Source organism: Pseudomonas sp. NPDC089395 (assembly GCF_044749525.1).
Lineage (GTDB): Bacteria > Pseudomonadota > Gammaproteobacteria > Pseudomonadales > Pseudomonadaceae > Aquipseudomonas.
This window is the reverse complement of record NZ_JBIVID010000016.1, coordinates 69,040-87,671: the sequence shown is the minus strand read 5'-3', so window position 1 is coordinate 87,671 and position 18,632 is coordinate 69,040. Positions and strand designations below refer to the sequence as shown.

Sequence of the window (18,632 nt, the reverse complement as noted above, 5' to 3'; positions counted from 1 at the left end):
TACGGGGATCGGTTCATCAGGCCGACCTGGTAAAATCAGGGCCTGCCTAGCGGCAGGCCCTTACCGGCCCGCACACAAAAAAACTGACAGTCCCGTGTGCGGCGCGGCTTGATACCCCAGCGTCTGCTCACCACCTCGCTTTAGAACCAGCCACTATCATCCTCCAGCTCCCCCCGACACTGCTTGAGCTGTGCGCCGTAGACCTTCGACTGTTGCTCAACCTTGCGCGCCACCTGCATCAGCCAAGGTTTGCTGCGGTAGGTGCCCCGGCTGAAACCACCGCGGCCTTCGTGATAGGCAAGATACTGGTTGTAGGTGTCCCACTTGGAGATGCCCAGCTGCTTTTGGGTACCGGCGGTGTACCAGCCGATGAACATGATCGCGTCGTCGAAGTTATCTCGCGAGCCGCCACTGCCGGTGCCATCCTTGTACTCACCCCAAACTGGATCTTGGGCTTGAGCATAACCGTAGGCAGAGCTGACACGGCCCCAGGGAATTACCCACAGCAAGTAATCACGAGGAGGCAATGCATCGTGAACGAAGCTGCTTTCCTGCTTCATGATTGCCATCGCCACATGTTGCGGCGTGCCGTATTGCTGTTGCATCTCCAGCGAGTCTTCATACCAGTCGGGGTATTCGCGGAAGATATTGCACAGGTTGTTTTGATCTTTAGGTGGCGCAGTGGCGCAACCTGCCATGATCACGCACATCAGCATCAACGCCCAGCGTCGCCCTTGTTTCATCCATCGCCCCAGCAAAAAATGAGGGCTTATTGTGCCCTTCGATTACACGCAGAGCCTGACTCGAAGCCGCTTGCGGTGAAAAGGGCGTGATGGTGTCAGATTTTCTCAACCTCTGGTAGCTAGCGGCACTGCGGCGATCCAACTTGCCCTGCCATGCGATGTGGCTGTTATGTGCAGGGTGTGACGATCATGGCTTTCTCCATGCATGCGCCGCCCTTCATGACCAGAGAGCCTACGCGCGTTATCGTTAAGTTATTGATCAGAGAGTAGGAAGGAGGCAGGGATGCTGTGGTTCGGATCCGACAGGGCCAGGTTCAAACTTCAACGGCGCATCATGGGCATCGTTCTTTTTGTCGCCATCTTCTTCCTGGCAGCGCAGATCGAGTCCTATCTTTCGGGATGCGGTAGCGTTGGGGATGTCTTCGACGGCCTTTTCCTCACCAGCTTTGCTGGAGGCATGTTCTACCTCGCCGGTAAATGGTAAGCATGCGCCGCCCACCTTGGCCGGTGTGCCATCCCTACAAACTCACTAAAGGTGAGAAGGCGGGTAAGTACAACTGTACGCAAGAAACCGATAACAACCTGAATTTCATCGCAACTGATGAGGCCGGCCACCGAGCTTTGATCGAAGTAGGTGAGTTCGACAGTAAAGGACGGATCCGTATGCTGCCTGCTGTCGCGGCGCCAGGCGCAGTTGGGGAATGCCCTCTCTGTTCGGCGCTACAAAGGTAAGTTGCTGCCAACCCGCTGAGAAAATATCTCACCTTGCGGGCGGCTCTGTCGTATCGCTCAGCGACAAGTCCTTAGGATAAACGGTAATGAACGCACTGATTGCGGGCGTATCCTGATCGTCGATACGGATCGTTGGTGTTTGAGAAGACCGCGTGATCTGCGAAGCAATGTTGGCCGCTATGAAGGCTTTCTCGATTTGTTGGCTACCCGGGCTGTTGTACAGCACTACATGAGCTCCCGTGGCTTCTTTCGTGTGCATCAAGTGCTTTATCTGAACCCGTACGCCTGCTTTCATCATGGCTACAGCGATCTGCTTTGAGAACGCTAGTGCTTCGTCATCATTTTTGACGATGTTCAGCAATACGGTTGGGGTGGCCTTGTCCTTGGCCAGCGCTACAGCCAATGCCTTGAACGCAGCCTGAGCTTGCGCGGTCAACTTCCTGGGTTGGAGGCGGGCTTCGATTTTCAGCCGGGCCCGTTCCTCCGCTACCAGTCGTGCGGTCAACGCCTGGTTCTGTTGGATGAGCGCGTCGATTTTCAACTGAGACTGCGCGCTAGACTCATCGGCCTTGGGAATGAGTTGGCCGGCATCTGCCATGGACCTGTCCGATTGTTTGATTTGGACGTCGGACATAAGTTGCGCCAAGATGACCGCGCAAGCAGAGATCAATGCGGCGATGATGGCGGTTGACATAGCAATGGCATGAATCAGGCTGGCATTCTCGGCTGAAATCTCGGGCATTAGCTTGCTCTTGAAAATTTTGTTTTTCATGGATTTGCGTTTTAAAAGGATGCGGCAGATTGCCATAAACTTTCGAAGCAAGCGAATTTTGGCGTCGTCACATGGGGCGACTAAGGAAGGTATGACGAGCGCCTTAAAATGAGGGCTCTGTCTTACTGGTGTGCGCATCATCCAATAATGTGCTGATCAATTCATCGGGGCTGTACCGTGGATAAGCGCACCCGTGCTGACGCGCGAGCTGAATCGAGGTCATTCGCCCCTCTGGCTGAAGGCTAAAGAAATAACGGCTTTCGATCCAAAGCGGCCACCCCTGTCGAAAGTTCTGTTGCCAGCGCCGGCCTCATCGCCGGCAAGCCGGCGGTGGGCCGCGATGCGGCCCCACCATCCAGATGCTTGCAATGACTACATCCGGCGCGTGCTGCTCAAGCTGGCGTAGTCCTGTACGTCGTGGCGATGTCCTCAGGCGGGATAGCCCACCACAACATCATTGGGTGGCGCTTCAACAAGTTCTCATTGGAGTAAAGAGTTCGTCGGGATCTCGACAGGTCTCGTTCATTTCTGCGCAGGCGGCTTCTGCCAGTGCCCTCGTCGGATAGCTTGGCTTGCGTCGCATTTTTTCTTGGTTGTCGTAGATGTCGAAGCCCCCGGATACGGTATTGGCGTAGAAGCGAGCGCCTGATTGAAATGAGTCTTTCTCGATAGGTACGGCTGGAACGATAACGAATCTTCTTTGCATTTTCCGTGCCTCCCCTGGCATGAGGCTCAGTATTAGATCTACACAGGGAAGCCATCAAGATGACTCATAGAGTATTTTGGAATGACATTGAGAGCGTTCCGAATTCGCCGTGAGCTAAAAGGTCATAGCAACCCGACTGGGAGGCGATTGAGCACGCAGCAACGCCCCGACCCTGAGTCAGTTGTTGGTGGGCTGGGCTGAGAAATCGACTGACTGCGCGCCGCCGTCGAGCCACCAGGGACACCATCACTACCCAGCAGTGCCAGGCGGGCGCCTCTGACGTGCACTAACTTTGATGTTGATTAGGTAGGTAGGTGCGGCGGGATAGAGAATGGGCTTGTCTATTTCACATTACCTCTTTCTTGATATTCCCGCAGAAGATATCGATGTTGCCGTCGGCCGGTGTTGTTCGGACAACAATAGAATATTCATCGGCAAACAACGCCGACATCATGACATTTGCGGTTCTTGAGTACGTCCATGTACGCGTTCTTGCCATGCGGTCGGTGTCGACGCGATCATTCATGGCGTAAGCCATTGGCCCGGGTTGCTGGCAGCTGCCTTTGTTTATGAAGGTGTAGAGGCGCAAGGGCAGGGTGGTTCCATTCGGAATGCCACCGATGAAGAACGTGAAGCCGGTCTGTGTGTCTTGGCTGCTCAGCGTGACATTGGCAATTTGCCCTGTATTTTGCCGAGTAGCATCAAGGGTAAGCGTTACCACATTATGTGACGAAGTTGCGCAGCCCAGGGTGCTTGTAATGATTATTGAAAGGGCTAGTTGATATTTGAGGTTCATTGTCGACGTCCTGTATTGGAGAAGACCCATAAAGGGTAGCTCATGAACAGCAGCTGGGTCGCTCCTGTACGACGCACGTCATTCGCAGTCCAACGCCAGTTTCAATCCACCCAGCGCCAGAGCGGCTCATCTAACAACCCAACCCCGCGCAGCTGAGTCTGGCCCTGGTTCTTCTCCAGCTCCAACACATTGCAACCGTCACACGCCCGCAGCGCCTCAATCAACGGCGCACTGTGAGACACGACCCAAACTTGGCTGCGACGCGAAGCGCGAATGATGAGTCGCGCTAGGGCAGGCAGCAGGTCAGCATGCAAACTGGTTTCCGGTTCATTGAGCACCATCAGCGACGGCGGCCGTGGCGTCAGCAGCGCAGCCATCAACAGCAGATAACGCAGCGTGCCATCCGACAATTCAGCGCCACCCAGCGGGCGCAGAAGCCCATGCTGGTGCAGTCGCACGCTGAACAGACCACCCGGTGGAGCATCAATCTCCAGGCGACTACCAGGAAACGCATCATCCAGAGCTGCCATGAGGTCTTCAATCTCACCAATCTCGATGATGGTCTGCAACGCCGAGGCAAGGTTGCGTCCGTCGTGATGCAGAACCGGCGAGCGCGTCCCCAGCTGCGGTTGACGGCAGGGCGCATCGCGGTCGATGCGGAAGTGATCGTAGAACCGCCAGCTGTTGATGAATGCCCGCAGCTCACCGATCTCCGGCGCCTGGCGTGGGCGGCCAACGATGTTGAAGAAGCTCTCACAGCTATCGGCATATTGATCCAGCACCGTCCAACCGTTTCCTTCTCGGGCACGAACCATCGCGTTCTTGCGCTCTACCAGCAAGGACGATGGCCGGTAGGCGCCGGCGCCCCAGATGGCTTCGGATTTGATCTCAGGGTCGAGCATGAATGCGGTGGGATAGGGCAGGGGAATCGGCAGGCCGAGCGAGATGGCAAAGCCGAAATCCTCGGTCGCGAAACCGAGGCGCAGGCGTTTGGCTTCGCTCGGATGCTGGCCTTGGATCGGCACTTCGCCGCGCTTCATGCGCGCACTCATCTCCGGTCCGGCCCACCAGGTCGAATCCAGTCCGCCTTCACGGGCAAGCGCTTCTATCACGCCACCCTGGGCGGTTTCGGCGAGCAGGCGCAGGGCTTTGTACAGATTGGATTTGCCGCTGCCGTTGGCACCGGTCACCAGGTTGAGTTGGCCTAACGGCAGCACAAGATGGTTGATCGAGCGGTAGTTGCCGATGGCGAGGGTGGTGAGCATGCGGTGCGTCCCAGCTTGAACTGAGTGATCGATTGTGGCCGAACTGGACCTGTCTTACTACCGATCAACACGGTTTTGGGAGTGAGGGGCGTTCGTCTTCAAGATGGTCAAATAGCGCACTTACCATTGTGTTGAGGTGGGGGGAATGCATGAGTGAGTTGTCCTGGGTGTCGGCGCTGGGGGTTGGGTTGTTGGGGCCGCTTTGCGGCCCATCGCCGGCAAGCGCGGCTCCCACAGTGGGGGGCGCGCCGAGTGGGGTAGGGCTTCAAGGGGTTTTCATCATGCCCAGTTCAGCATCGTCGAGCAGGGCCTTGGCCAGGGCGCAGAGGTAGTGCGAGGCCCAGAGTAGTTGGGGTTTGTCTTCGATCAGGCCGTCGATGGACAGGTCGCGGGCATAGCCCATCAGTTCCGAGGCCTGTTCGCGGGCGCTTTGGCAGGGGATGCCGGGTTCGATGCGAAACAGTGGATGGGTCTGGTTTTCACCTTGGTAGAAAGTGGTTTTGCCGACAGTGAAATGGGTTTGTTCGGTGGCCATTGTTTGATCTCCCTGAAGTTGTAGGTGCCTGGGCTGGCCCTATCGGCGGATTAATGCAGTGTCTGCGGATCGGCTGGCTTTTGTATTTGAACCAGTGCCGACTCGAGCAATTTGCGCAGGGCATCAAGCTCGTGCATTGACGCCATGATCAACAAAGACACGGGAGATTTGGGCTGCATCAACATCGCCTGTTGGGCAACGACTTCCGCGCAGAGTGCGTAGTCGGCGGCCACCATCAGCGTGTCTTCGAGGGAGTGAGCGTTGTGAGGCGGATCGGGAACGATCTTCAGCATGGTGTGGCTCCTCTCGTAGTTGAGCAACCACCAAACGCGGCTAAACGAATAGGTGGCAGCTGTACGCGGGTTAGCCGACCGGGACGTCAGGCACCCGGCGCACCCGAAGGTGCCCCACGCACAGCCGCCATAGAGGCGCGAATGCCGATTGCTCGGTATTGCACGGCTGTGGTGTCCGACGTTTTTGGGCGGCTAACCCAGTCGCTGAGTGACAACGACGTGCCGAGACTAGAGTCCACTTTTTGCGTGCGCAACGAAAAACAGGCGTCGGCAGTATCTTTGGGAAATGTCCTACAAGAAAGCAGCTAAATCTGATTTTTTTAGCCGTTAGGCGTAACAGTATGTAACGCGTGAGCTTCGGCGATTAGCTTACACACTTCGACAGGCTCGCCGGGACTCATGTACAAATCGTCCATTCGATAGGGAAAAATCAACCGCTGAAGCACGCGGCCTCAGTTAGCGCCGACTGTTCCCTAAAGCATGTGGATACGCAGCCATTCATCCGCAACTTCGCCCATGTTGGCTGGAGCCCCGCTCTTGATCCAGGCCATGAAGGCGCGATCAAACTTGAAAGCATCGCCACACTCACGCACCAGAAACTGCCGCACCTTCTGTGTGTTGCGGTAGCCGGTGTCTATCGGGGTAGCGCGGGTGATCGGTCCAGCGTGCCAGTCGAGGCTCATTTCCATTTCCTTCTTTGCCATCCACTCAGTCAGCTGTTGCCGCAACGCAATCTTCTGAACCGAAACGCGCCCTTCGGTGAGTAACGAAGAGCATGATCGCCGCCGTCAATCCAGGCATTGGGAAGAGCAGCAGCGTAATAGCGCTATCCCAGTCCAATTCGTTATCTGCGCTGACCCAGCCCAATCCGCCTGCCCAGAGCAGTCCCCAGATGATCGCAATGATGACTGCTGCGACAACTCGCCTGTCCAGAGGTAGCTTCGGCTCGCGCGCCATGGCCGCCGCATAGGCCTTCCAACAGCCCCACAGGCCTACCGTGGAAATCAGAAAGACGGGCACCACAAACTCCGGAACTTTGAAAAGCAGTACCGCCAGAAACAGCGTGCCCCCGATGAAAGAGTAGGTGAGCGGTGCGATTCCAATGATCGCGCCCAGTGTCAGCAAAACTCGAAGTTTGGTGAGCCTTGTCATGCCATTCCCTGTATTCCAACGGCAGCTGCGTCCGGGCAGCCACATCAAGCGGTGAGCATATGGGTAAGGACTAAGAAATCAAAGTGCGGCCTTGATAGGCCGCACGCTCGTCATTGCCTGACCGGGTTTTTACTGCTCAAGAATAAACGCCGCCAGCTTTTTCAAATCATCCGCTTTCAACTGCGCAAAAGCTGGCATGGGCACATTGCCCCACTTGCCACTGCCGCCTTGCTCAATACTGGATGTCACTTTCTCAAGCGCCTGCGCGTCGCCGGCATATTTGGCGGCCACCTCGTGATAAGACGGGCCCACAACCTTGTGATCAACGGCGTGACACGAAAGGCAGGCATTGTTCTGCAGCAAAGACATGGCATCGTTTTTTGCAACAGGCGTGGCCTCGGTTTTCGATGGATAAGAGGCCGCTTGCACCCCGGCGTCGTTGTCATGGGCAGAACCGTAGGTCGCCGCCAGGTAGGCGCCGATGATGCTCACATCTTCATCGCTGATCGGAGCGCCATAAGTATTTTTCATCTTGCCTGCTTCTGCCGTCCATTGTTCCAGACTCATGCCTGGCGGTTGGAAGTTGATGTAGTCGGCAGAGTGGCAGGTTGAACATTTCTGTTGCGCCAAGGCATAACCCGGCAGCGAACTGGGTTTGAGCGCAGCCGTTTCCGGAGGCAATTTGATCGTGAGCGGTGCTGCCTCCGCCGTGGCGATCCAACAAGCCTGCGTTGCAAAGAGCAAGGCGGGCAGGAATGTGATGCGATGCATGCTACCCCCTCAGGCAATGGTCACGTGGGTTGTTTCCACGACGTTGCGGCGGTAGCCGCCAGGGTTCCAGTCGGCTCGCAGTGGCTGAGTTTCCCCCGCGTTACTAGAGGCCCGCACCATCAGCTGTGTCGCGCCACGGTGGGCGAAGTGGATTGGCAGCGTCCACTCACGGAAGGAGAAGCGGCCAAGGTCCTTTCCAAGTTCGGCTGCGCGCCACTGCTTGCCACCGTCAATCGATACCTCCACTTTGCTGATCCCGGCGCCACCATCAAAGGCAATGCCCTTGAGCATTACGGATTCCTCTAGCGGCAATACATCGCCGTGGCTAACGCTGGTGATGAAGCTGCGCACGGGCAACTTGGAAATCGGCCGTGTCTTGGCCGGCGTGGTACCGGGGGTCACGCAGAGGCAGTCGTTGTCTGGCACGCGGTAGCCCTTCGCCATGAAGAACCCCTCATAGGTGTGGTCGAGCACTTCGATTTCACTCAAGTGCTTGACCCAATAGGTGCCGAAATAGCCCGGCACCACCAGGCGTATGGGGTAGCCGTTGAGGAAGGGTAATTCAGCGCCGTTCATGGACCAGGCAATCATGGGTTCCCCGTTCATGGCATGGTCGATATTCAGGGCCTTGGTGAAGTCCGGCGTGCTCGAAAGCACCGGTTTGTCGAGGCCGTCGAAGGTCACTTGCTTCGCCTCGGCTTTCACGCCGGCTTTTTCCAGGACGGTCTTGAGCGACACGCCCACCCAGCGGGCGTTGCCCATGGATCCATTGCCCAACTGGGCCCCGAATACGCGAGGCATCGAGAACGCTCGGCTGTTGCCCGAGCATTGGTTCACGGCCACCACCTCTATCGGTTCGGCGAGCGCCTTGAGCTCGGCAAGGGAAAGCGACAGGGATTTATCGACCGAGCCCTTGATCGTCAGGCGGTAGGTATCCGGGTCAATGCTGGTAGGAAAGTTGGCCAGGTGGTAACGGACAAAGAAAGCGTCATTCGGGGTGATGGGGCCCTCGTTGAAGACGCGGAACGGGGTTTCGAGATGCGGGGGGCGAGTGGTTACCAGCGTCAGAGGTCGCTTCTGCGGGTATTGAACCAAGGGCCGTGGGCCTGCGGTAACACTGACGTCCTCGGCAGGTTCGTCGGCCGCCTTGACCAGGCTGGCTAATGGACTGGTCGCCACTGCGAGGGCGAAGGCATCGCGCAGCACACGCCGGCGACTGAGGCGTGAGCCATCAATAAAACTGAGTTTCATCCTGAATTCCCTTTGATTGCTTGGGCTGCGGTTGATTGCTCCCCGCCAGGCTACAGGGGCGCGCATCCGGCTTACTGAGGGGAATCAGTATCCACAAGTATCGTTAGGATGCTTTGCATTCGGCGTCATTGACTTCGCATTCGATGACAATGGCTGTCTTTGTGCTTAAATGAGCCGCTTGAGAAAGGGATATTTCCAGTCAGGGAGAACGCTGATGCTGGCTATAGGTATTGCGCTGCTGGCCATTGGTTTGGGCATATCCAATCCAGGGTTCTGGATACCAGGCGTAGTGTTCATTGCCATTGGTGCCGCAAAACGCATGCGCGCATGACATCCGGTCCAACGCTGTGCGCGTGGATGGCTTTATTTGCAAACCTGGGTGCTTCTCAACGGACTGAGCCAGCTGAGGCGGCTGAATCACCATTCGATCGGTCGCCCGTCCCAGGCCCAGAACCCACCGCTATCGAATGGCCCAAGCCGTTCTACCTGCTCAAGAATACGTTGGGCCGCAAACGCAGGCTCAAACAGTTTCCCAGCCTGTACATTGCCTTGAAATGGTCGCGATAACGCTGTGTCGGTCGTCCCAGGGTGCAGGGCCAATACCGTGGCAGACGGGTTCAGTCGCCTCAGCTCGATGCTCGCCGTATGCAGCAATTGATTGAGCGCGGCCTTGCTTGCCCGATAGCTATACCAGCCACCCAGGTGATTGTCGCCGATCGACCCAACCCGGGCTGACAGCGCCGCGAAGGTGGCGGGCGCTTTACGCAACAGGGGTAGCAGATGCTTGAGCAGCAGTATGGGCGCGTAGGCATTGGTCGCGAAGCTCGCCTGCAGGCTGGCTAAATCCAGCTGCGCCAACGATTTCTCGGCCTTGGCCCCTTCCTGATGAAGAATGCCCAGGGTGCTGACGACCAGATGAAGATGATCGCAGGTGCGGCCGAGCTCAGCCGCCATCGCGGCGAGTGCTCGCTCGTCACGCGCGTCGCAATCCATCAGTACCAGGCGTTCGCCTTGTTCCTGGGCCAGTATTGCGAGCTCGCCATCGCTTTTGGCACTGCGTGAAATGGCCCAGAGCCTGCCGACGTCGTCGCGGGCCAACAATGCCTTGCACAACGCCAAGCCTATGCCTCGGCTTGCGCCGCATACCAGGGCATTGGCTTTGCCTTTCAGGTTCGGTATCAGCCTCATGCAGCACCTCATGCAGCTGCGGGGAACTCAGCTTGGTGGGTAGAGCAGCGTCGAGTTTTTCTACACAGCCATCAGCACGATCAGGGCGCGGCTGGTTGCGGAACTGGCGCATTCCACTGCCGCCGTTGCCAGGATGACGATTCGTTGCATGGTGACGCTCTGTCATGGACGAACGGGCGATCGTATGGCTTTGGGGGAGCAACTCAAGCGTGACTGATGGCAATCAGCCGTTGACAGCCTTCCCTTCACTTACGACCATCCCGACCAGAGCCCTTTGTCAAAGCACAGCGTCACCCCTTCGGCTTTCGACCGCAAGACTGAGTGGCGGTCCGTACCAGAGCAGGACGATGAACGATTACGCGTTGAAACTCGCCAATTACTGGCGCAACTCCCTCGCTGATGCTGAAAATGGCAACGGTGCGCTCAGCGCCAGACAGGTCGAAGCGCTCACTCCGGTGGGGATGGAGCATGCGCAGAAGGGGTGCTTGCCGGCAGAGCTTGTAACCAAGCTGTTTGCCGCAGAGCCAGCGGAAGCCGCCACGATAAAGGTCACGCTGCGCCCGTGGGTGTACCTGTCGCAGCGCGAGCATGGCAAAGTGCGTGCGGGTATACCGGCAGCCGTCACACCGTTGATCTGCACCGTATGGGTGTCCCGTGATGGGCGCCTTTACCCGACGACACAGGCCTTCGTGCCGCGTGACATCCTTGAGCCGCTGGACAAAGACACCTTTTTCATCGGTGCACAATCTGCGCTGGATGACTTTTTGTCCACCGAAGAGGTGCCCGCTTTCTCACCGCCGGGTGAGGGGGAGGTACTCGACGTTCAGCAGTACCTTGAACAGTGGCGCAGGTTCTACGCGTTCTGCCTGCGAATGGCCCGTGAGGTCGGTACAGGGTGGGATGCCGCCGAAGACGGCATGAAGCCGGCCAAGTACAGTTTGCTGTTCAAGGAAGACCAGCCCGACGGCTTCAGCAAGAACATCGTCAACCTCTATGACCATCTGCGTCAGCACAAGCCTGATGCCCCGCTGTTCGAGCGGTTCGCCCAACGTGACCCAAGCCCGGACGAGCCATGCTTACCACCTGGCAGTCTGTTCGGCGCACGGTTGGGGCACGCGAGTGATGAATACGCTCTGGCCCCAGCCCAGCGTGATGCCTTGGCGCATCTGATGGCGGGGAAGGTGGGCGATGTACTGGCAGTCAATGGCCCGCCCGGCACGGGCAAGACCACGCTGGTGTTGTCGGTTGTCGCCTCGCTCTGGGCCAAAGCCGCTGTGGCAGGTCGCGAGCCCCCCGTGATTGTCGCCAGCTCTACCAACAACCAGGCGGTGACCAACATTATCGCGGCGTTCGGCAAGGACTTTGCCGAGGGCACCGGGCCGTTGGCGGGACGTTGGTTGCCAGGCATCAAGAGCTTTGGCGCCTACTTCCCCAGGGCGTCGGCCGAAGCGGAGCTTTCGAGCGTCTATCAGACCAAGAGCTTCTTTCAGGCGTTGGAGTCGTCCACTTATCTGGACAAGGCCGAGCGGGCCTATCTGGCAAAGGCGGCAGCGGCTTTTCCGGGCGTTCATGACCTTGATGTGAAGCGCGCGGTCGAGCTGCTGCAACAGCAGATCAGGGCGCGCCAGCAGCAGCTTGCCCATATCGAGCAGGCATGGCCGGCGCTCACCCAGGCTCGCGAAGCGCTTCGCGTGGCACTTGGAGAAAACCCGCAGGCCACTCTGCAGGCCCGGCAAACTGACCAGGTTGACCAGTTGCGGCAACTGAACATTGCGCAGCAGCGATTCAAGGGCTTCAAACACTATCTGGCCCATGAGTCGATGGTCTACAGCTTCTTCAGCTGGATCCGCCCCATTGCCGCCAAGCGGCTTCGCCTGGCCAAGCTGCAACTCGATGGGGCCGATGTCGAGCTGCAGAATGCCGCGACGGTGGGCGAAATCGAAACGCGGCTGGAGTCTGCAGAGGCCGAGGCAGGCAAAGAGCATCAGCGGCTCACCTGCCTGCTGCAAACCGCTGAGCAGCTTATTGAAGCTGAACAGCATCGGCTGCACGACTGGGAGGGTGCGATCCGCCCAATTGCCGATACGTTTGGCAAGCCTGCTGACCAGGTCACCTTGGAAGACTGCGACGGTTGGGCCGATACGTCGCTGCGGTTCGAAATGTTCCTGTTGACCACCCACTATTGGGAAGGTCGTTGGCTGCTGGAAGTGAGCCAGGAGCTGCAAGAGATAGTCGACAGCCGCAAGAAAACCGGTGCCAAGACGCTGGTCAAGAACTGGCGGCGTTGGATGAAGCTCACGCCCTGCGTGGTCTCGACCTTTTTCAGGCTACCGAAAGAGTTGTCTTGCAAGCGCTACGACGACGGTGACTACATCGACGATTACCTGGTCGACTTCATCGACTTGCTGATCGTCGACGAAGCCGGGCAGGTGGTGCCGGAGGTGGCCGCACCGTCGTTTGCCCTTGCTCGGCAGGCGCTAGTCATCGGCGACACCCAGCAGATCGAGCCCATCTGGTCGATACCGGCAAAGGTGGATATCGGCAACCTCACCCGTGCCGGGCTGGTGTCGCACAGCCAGGCAGAAGAGGACTATGAGGTCTTCTGCGAGGGCGGGCGCAGTGCTGCCAGTGGCAGCGTGATGGCCATCGCCCAGTCCACCAGCCGCTATCACTACGACCCCGACCTTGCCCGGGGAATGTACCTGTACGAGCATCGGCGCTGCTATGACGCGATCATCGCCTTCTGCAATGCTCTTTGCTACAAGGGCAAACTGCTGCCGCGCCGTGGTCAGGCAACGGAGCAGGGCTTGCCGGGCCTTGGTTACCTGCATATCGACGGCTTGTGTGAGCAGGACAGCCATGGCAGCCGCCGGAACCTGCTTGAGGCGCAGACCATTGCTGCGTGGATACACGGTCACGCTGACGCGTTGCAGCGGCGTTACGAGAACAAGGCGCTTCATGAAATCGTGGGCGTAATAACACCCTTTGGTGCGCAGAGCCGCGCCATCGTCGAGGCCTGCCAGGCATTGGGCATCAACGCTGGCAAGGGGGCAGACCAGATCACGGTCGGCACGGTACATTCGTTCCAGGGCGCGGAGCGGCCAGTGGTGATTTTTTCGACGGTGTACTCCAAGCATGCCGATGGCGGTTTCATCGACCGCCGCGACAGCATGCTCAATGTGGCGGTATCCCGGGCCAAGGACAGTTTCCTGGTATTTGGCGACATGGATCTGATAGACCAGGAGCCCGTCAGCAAGCCGCGCGGGCTGTTGGCCAAGTACCTGTTGGCAGACCCGGCCAGTGAGCTGCAATTCGAGTATCAGCCCAGGCAAGACCTGCACACGGCGAGTACAGGTTTAAGTCATCTGCACGATTGGTGGCAACACGACCAGTTCTTGAAAGAAACACTGAAGACGGCCAACCACCAGGTTCAGATCATCACGCCATGGGTCAAGTTGGACTGCCTGTTCAGGACCGGTGCGCTTGAGCAAATGCGTGCCACGGTGGATCGCGGCGTCAAGGTCGAAGTGTTCACCGATCTGCAACTCAATACTGAGATTTCATACCGAAACCCCCAGGGTGAGCCGCAAAAAATTGCAGCGTTCAATGCAACCCTGGCTGAGCTGGAAAAGCAGGGGATCCCCGTTCGAATAGTCAACAAGGTACACAGCAAGATCGTCATGGCCGATCAGAGTCTGTTATGTGTCGGCTCATTCAACTGGCTGAGTGCTCAGCGGGAGGGGGATTACGTCCGGCACGAGACTTCAATGGTTTATCGAGGCGTGGACGTGAATGACGAGATCGAACTGAATCGCGAGAGCCTGGCGGGTAGAGCGACTTCGTATTCGGGTTGAGAGAAGGCTGAAGTGTGGGTTGGCAGGGTAGGGCCTGCCAACCGACAGTTCATCACTGGCTGAGCGTCTGAATTGCTGACGCCAGGTTTCGCCTTCCCGCGGCGGTCAAGATGCTTCGGTCATCTTTGCATCCAGCGCTTTGGTGGTGCGTGCCATCGTAAGCAGAACGCTGTCAATAACGTCTCGGTCGACACGTAACTGCAAGCTATCCTTCTTTGCTTCAAAGTTTAGTGTGTCGACTAACATGCCTTGTATTTTAGGAAGTGATTTTATCGGATTTTTCAGTGTTTGAATTTTGTAATAGCCATGTTCAGAGAATATCGAAAAATAGAGCGTGTGGCGCTGGTAGGAGAGTGACATGACCACGTGGGGCTCGAACTCGGAGCCGCTAATGGATTGGTACTCAACATACGCCAGGGGGAAAAGAGCTTTCTGCGCCTGTTCCGACTTTAACTGCAGGGACAAGTGGTAGCTGAACAGTTCAGCATGCATCCCGCTCATGCGGCTCCTCTTGAGAAGGTACACCTCATGTTCACCGAAACGAAGCGCGTGCTCACCGCAGTACTGGAATACTTCAGGCGTGTGCACCATGCGCTGTTGCCAGGCTTCAAGTCCTTCAGCGCTATTAATAACTTCATCCAATTGAGCTTCAACTGGCGTGCTGAGGTCGAGCGTTTGCAACAGTTGGTGAAGAAGTTTTCGAGCATCCTTTTCATTGTAGCCAGCGCCGCCTCTCAATAGCCGCTTCCAGCTGGCTTGTTCCGAGGCGGAATTGACCAGGAACGAATAATTCGAACTGCTGAACAGCAGATAATTACCTAGCGAAAGCAGCGCCCGCTCCCAACGGTAATCAGGAAGGCTGTTCAAACCACGGGCATTGAACATGAGCTCCGCTTTCTTCAAGTACTCTGAGAAGCTCCGTTGTAGCAAGCGGTGATCGTTGGCAGTCCATTCATTCAGGTCGACCGTTTGACGCTTGGTCAAGGCACCACTGAAATCCAGCAGGAATTCGATCTGGCCCTTGAAGTAGCCGTGTATCTCGGCTTGTTCAATCAATTCGCGCCAAGCCTCATGCGCGAGCAACAACTCAGCTTTGAATTGTTCCTCATTGACCTGCTGCAGGTAAAAGCCCGCAGTCGGCTTTTCATTGCTGGCGAAGTGGTGAAGTATCTCGCCAGCGTGGGGAAGCAGGCTCTGTACCGCCAGCATGCTGCGCTGCATATCGGCAGGGCGTTCATAGCTAGTGTTGATCGACAGGTTGTAGATAACTCGCATCCACTCCAACAGTGCCTGCGGCTCAGGCTGCCCGTCCGCTGCACGGAGAAATGCAACGTACGCGTACAACTGCACCAGGTCTGTATAGGCCAAGGCAGCGGGCTCGCTGACCAACCGCTGGAACGTGGCGGATTCGTTGAAGTATGGGTTCTCACCCAGCAAGGCCGTAAACCGGTTGCCTTCATGGCTCCAGGTTTCCAGCAACATCATAAGCGTGTCGGAGAACGCGCGCTCCAGCCATTCCCCGTTGTGATAGAGCGCGTAAGTAGACTTCAACGGCTTGCTTCGGAAGGTGGCGACGTCCTCAAGGTAACCGGGGGAGGCGGGGTCGCGGCAAATGAACGCGATGGCATGGAAGAAGTTCATGATCGCATCGTCGAACAGGTGCGTTTCCTTGTCGCGATACGCCCAGAAAAAGTCAGCCCAGCGGGTGTCCATGCGGCGCGCAAAGTAGTCGGCGACAGAGAAAGCCTGACCGCTGATATCACGCGTTTCGTCGTCATATTGGCCTTTGAGCTCATGCTCGTAGCGGGCCTTGAATGTCTCGAAGGCCGTCAGCGGTTTGCCGCGGGCGTTCATCTTGATGTACAGGTCATCGGACAGCCCGAAATGCTCGAGGTCAAGCAACTGGAATGTGATCACCGGTTGTTGCTCATCGGTCAGCCGTGCATAACCCCCTTGTACGTCACTGAAATGCTCGTGAATCGCTTTGAGCATCGCCAGGCAGGACTGGATGGTCGGGTCCAGGCGCCAGTAACGGAAGTACCACGCCTGGTTCTTGATCAGCTCGTCCAGCGAGGTGCCGTCGACGGCTTCACGCAGCGGCCAGAAGTTCACCAGTTCATTGAAGAACTCGCTGCTACTTGGGCGAACACTGTAGGTAAAGCGTGAGCGACTGCCTTCGCAGAATACCTGGCGGAATTGCGCTTGGCTGCCATCGCGCCAGGCAAGGTACCAGTGCAGCAGGAAGAGGGTCGTCAGACGCTGCTGCCCGTCGAGTGGCAGAAACCTGTCGACCTCAACGCTGCCGTAGATGAAGTCCAGGTTCAGGGGCAGGGCAGGGTCGTCCGGCGTCAGGCCAAATGCCTGCTTCAAAGTGCCGAGGAACTCTTTGCGTACATCTTCAGCCGCCTGCCGGCCCTGGGCATAGTCGCGCTGAATCATCGGAATCTGAACACGCTGGTGGCGGCTCAGCAATTGCTGGAGGGTGATCTGGATGCCGGATTCGCTCATTGGGTAATTTCCTGGGCTGCGCTGAAGAAGCCCACCAGGGCCCGGTTGATTTCGGCCAGATAGGCTTCACGGTCGTCCTGGCTCCAGAACATGACGTTGTCGGCCTGCGGGCTATAGCATTTGAGGAAGACGTTGCGGGTACACAGCGGCACGAAGATGCCCGACTGGTCGAGGGCCAGCAGTGCCTTGCGCTTTACTGCGAACACGGCGTTCTTGTAGCTACGGTTGGTGCTCTTATCCAGCAAGGTCAGGTTACTGATGCCATGCTCTGTCGGCGCCTCATCGTTCTCCTGGAAGAAGGCCAGCAGTTTGTTGTAGAGCGTCTCGAAGGCGTCGTCCGACTGGTTCTTTTTCGGCTTCTTGAGAAAGGTATGAATACCGCTCAAAAGCTGACGTGCTTGCTCCCCACCGTTCTGGGCTTCCAGATAGCCCGCGCACAGATTCAGCCAGTTCAGTTGGTCATGCAGGCGCAGGGGGCGGCTGGAGGCTATCGAACGTACATGCTCAATGTCCCACTCACCGTTCTTGAAGCTGTCGAACTGGAAGCGCATGTTGGAGCGAGGGCTGTCCAGCAAGGTGGCAAGATTGAACAGCAACAGCAGGGAGCGGATGTCTGCCGAATGGCGCCCATACTCCAACTCGGCAAGACGTTCGCTAACGCACAAATGCAATTCTTCGGGTGTCAGCGCATCGAAGTCTTCGTCGCCGATGGCCCTGGCAAAAACCGCTTTGCGCAATTTGCGCTCGAATTCGCTCTTTGTAGTTTCTTGCGACAGTTCGCAGAGCAGTGCCACATCCATGCCCTGATGAATCAGGAACCCGACGATGTGGTAAAGGGTGCGATCTTCAAACCACTCTTCAAGCATCATGTAAGTCTGCTTGATCCGCAGCCACTCTTTCGAAGCCGTGTCAGGTGCTTTGAGCTTCCTGCTGTAGGCATGGAAGATGCTGTGCTCGTCCTGCTCCGCTCCAGTGCCGAGGCCGTCGACTTTCGTCACCAACTCGAACAGGAAACCGATGCGGTTCTGCGGCCTGCTCTGTTGATTGCTCAAGAAGTACCAGAATTCGTCAGCCTGCAAGGCTTTCTCCAACTGGTCCCATTCGTGCGCGATTTGGAGTTGCTGTGCGGTGGCATCTGTGTCGTTTGCATCACCCCGTTTGAGGAACAGCGCACGGATCAGTTCGTCATCGGTCAGAGGAATCTTGCCTACGTTCAAGCGTGTGAAGGCATCGACTGCGTTGTCCTGTGCTGCCAGTTCGAACCAGATGACCCGAGTCTTGTTCAGCAATGCAGATTTGATGTCGTCCACTTCGTGCGTGCGACTGCTGAACCAGTCTTCAATGGTGTTGATCGCACTGAGCAGGTAGAAGTAATCGACGTTGCTGTCGGCATCCGCTTCGTTTGGGTTGTCCAGAAACGCCAATAGCTGCGGTCGGGTTTCGTAGTCGAGGTTGTAGAGCTTCTGCCGGTACTTCTCAGCTAGCCGTTCATTGAAATGGCGGAGAATCAGTAAAAGCGTGGTCAGCCGTTGCTGTCCATCGACTACCTCGAGCGGGCCACGTTCGGTGGCCTTGATGACCAGCGGTTGCAAGCAGTAGAAGTCTTCCGGCTGAGGGTTACGGCGCTGGCTGAACTCACGAATGTCTTCCAGCAACTGGGTAACTTGCAGTGGTTTCCAGCGGTATCCACGCTGATAGGCAGGAATCCAGAACTGCGTCGGATTCCCTGCGTCGTCGGTGAGAAGTTCATGTATCGGTTTAAGGCATAGATCGGAATGCTTCATTCGAATCCTTTCTGGGCGTTACCTTGGGTCACCGCCAGGTTGATTGAGCATGGGTGAACCTGAGCCGGCGAAATTCAGCGCGGTCAGTGTTCAAATGGGGTGCGTTTTCTGGCTGTGCGGATCGTACCGTTGGACGGTGGCCATAGGCTAGTAGTTGGTGGCTATTTGATGGCGTTTGTGGGCGTCAATTCAGAGAGCCTCCGCCGAGGGTGGGCGAAGAGTCCGATTGCTGGTGGTCACAGGGGGCTCCAGGTGCCACCCGTCCATTGGGCTGGCGAAGAG

16 protein-coding genes are annotated in these 18,632 nt (G+C 57.3%); 2 read left to right on the top strand and 14 right to left on the bottom strand.

The annotated features are described in order from the left end of the window. Positions 1 to 140 precede the first annotated feature (140 nt). On the bottom strand, positions 141 to 743 hold the full coding sequence (locus tag ACIPZG_RS24835) for a hypothetical protein (RefSeq protein WP_400717813.1): 603 nt from the start codon (positions 741 to 743) through the stop codon (positions 141 to 143). A 283-nt stretch (positions 744 to 1,026) separates the two neighbouring features. Here ACIPZG_RS24835 and ACIPZG_RS24830 point away from each other — a divergent pair, with 283 nt between their 5' ends. Next, positions 1,027 to 1,227, top strand: a complete 201-nt coding sequence (locus tag ACIPZG_RS24830) for a hypothetical protein (RefSeq protein ID WP_400717811.1) — start codon at positions 1,027 to 1,029, stop codon at positions 1,225 to 1,227. 276 nt (positions 1,228 to 1,503) lie between these two features. Here ACIPZG_RS24830 and ACIPZG_RS24825 read toward each other — a convergent pair whose 3' ends face one another. The 11 genes from ACIPZG_RS24825 to ACIPZG_RS24775 all read right to left on the bottom strand — a co-directional run bounded on the left by ACIPZG_RS24825 (position 1,504) and on the right by ACIPZG_RS24775 (position 10,204). Continuing rightward, a complete protein-coding gene (locus tag ACIPZG_RS24825; RefSeq protein WP_400717809.1) occupies positions 1,504 to 2,247 on the bottom strand; it encodes a hypothetical protein in 744 nt (247 codons plus the stop codon). Positions 2,248 to 2,716: 469 nt separating this feature from the next. Next, positions 2,717 to 2,953, bottom strand: a complete 237-nt coding sequence (locus tag ACIPZG_RS24820) for a hypothetical protein (protein WP_400717807.1) — start codon at positions 2,951 to 2,953, stop codon at positions 2,717 to 2,719. Positions 2,954 to 3,299: 346 nt separating this feature from the next. Then, positions 3,300 to 3,749, bottom strand: coding sequence for a hypothetical protein (locus ACIPZG_RS24815; protein ID WP_400717805.1), 450 nt, complete (start codon positions 3,747 to 3,749; stop codon positions 3,300 to 3,302). A gap of 101 nt (positions 3,750 to 3,850) precedes the next feature. Further along, complete coding sequence (locus ACIPZG_RS24810) at positions 3,851 to 5,014, bottom strand: AAA family ATPase (RefSeq protein WP_400717803.1); 1,164 nt, start codon at positions 5,012 to 5,014, stop codon at positions 3,851 to 3,853. 265 nt (positions 5,015 to 5,279) lie between these two features. Continuing rightward, positions 5,280 to 5,549 carry a DUF3077 domain-containing protein gene (locus tag ACIPZG_RS24805; RefSeq protein WP_400717801.1) on the bottom strand — a complete coding sequence of 90 codons (270 nt, stop codon included), beginning with the start codon at positions 5,547 to 5,549 and terminating at the stop codon, positions 5,280 to 5,282. 50 nt (positions 5,550 to 5,599) lie between these two features. Next, complete coding sequence (locus ACIPZG_RS24800; RefSeq protein WP_400717799.1) at positions 5,600 to 5,842, bottom strand: hypothetical protein; 243 nt, start codon at positions 5,840 to 5,842, stop codon at positions 5,600 to 5,602. Positions 5,843 to 6,315: 473 nt separating this feature from the next. Next, on the bottom strand, positions 6,316 to 6,525 hold the full coding sequence (locus tag ACIPZG_RS24795; protein WP_008090585.1) for a DUF6434 domain-containing protein: 210 nt from the start codon (positions 6,523 to 6,525) through the stop codon (positions 6,316 to 6,318). 25 nt (positions 6,526 to 6,550) lie between these two features. After that, entirely contained in the window at positions 6,551 to 6,994 is a 444-nt protein-coding gene (locus tag ACIPZG_RS24790; protein ID WP_400717797.1) for a hypothetical protein, read from the bottom strand. Positions 6,995 to 7,123: 129 nt separating this feature from the next. After that, entirely contained in the window at positions 7,124 to 7,765 is a 642-nt protein-coding gene (locus ACIPZG_RS24785; RefSeq protein ID WP_400717795.1) for a c-type cytochrome, read from the bottom strand. A gap of 9 nt (positions 7,766 to 7,774) precedes the next feature. After that, on the bottom strand, positions 7,775 to 9,016 hold the full coding sequence (locus tag ACIPZG_RS24780) for a molybdopterin-dependent oxidoreductase (protein WP_400717792.1): 1,242 nt from the start codon (positions 9,014 to 9,016) through the stop codon (positions 7,775 to 7,777). A 417-nt stretch (positions 9,017 to 9,433) separates the two neighbouring features. Continuing rightward, positions 9,434 to 10,204: an SDR family NAD(P)-dependent oxidoreductase gene (locus ACIPZG_RS24775; protein WP_400717790.1), complete on the bottom strand. Its 771-nt coding sequence runs from the start codon at positions 10,202 to 10,204 to the stop codon at positions 9,434 to 9,436. Positions 10,205 to 10,551: 347 nt separating this feature from the next. On the opposite strand from ACIPZG_RS24775, the gene ACIPZG_RS24770 reads away from it, so the two are divergent. Then, positions 10,552 to 14,058: an AAA domain-containing protein gene (locus ACIPZG_RS24770; RefSeq protein WP_400717788.1), complete on the top strand. Its 3,507-nt coding sequence runs from the start codon at positions 10,552 to 10,554 to the stop codon at positions 14,056 to 14,058. A 105-nt stretch (positions 14,059 to 14,163) separates the two neighbouring features. Here ACIPZG_RS24770 and ACIPZG_RS24765 read toward each other — a convergent pair whose 3' ends face one another. Continuing rightward, entirely contained in the window at positions 14,164 to 16,566 is a 2,403-nt protein-coding gene (locus ACIPZG_RS24765) for a DUF262 domain-containing protein (protein WP_400717785.1), read from the bottom strand. Then, entirely contained in the window at positions 16,563 to 18,350 is a 1,788-nt protein-coding gene (locus tag ACIPZG_RS24760; RefSeq protein WP_400717783.1) for a DUF262 domain-containing protein, read from the bottom strand. Before ACIPZG_RS24760 ends, ACIPZG_RS24765 begins: the two co-directional genes overlap by 4 nt. Positions 18,351 to 18,632: the final 282 nt, after the last annotated feature.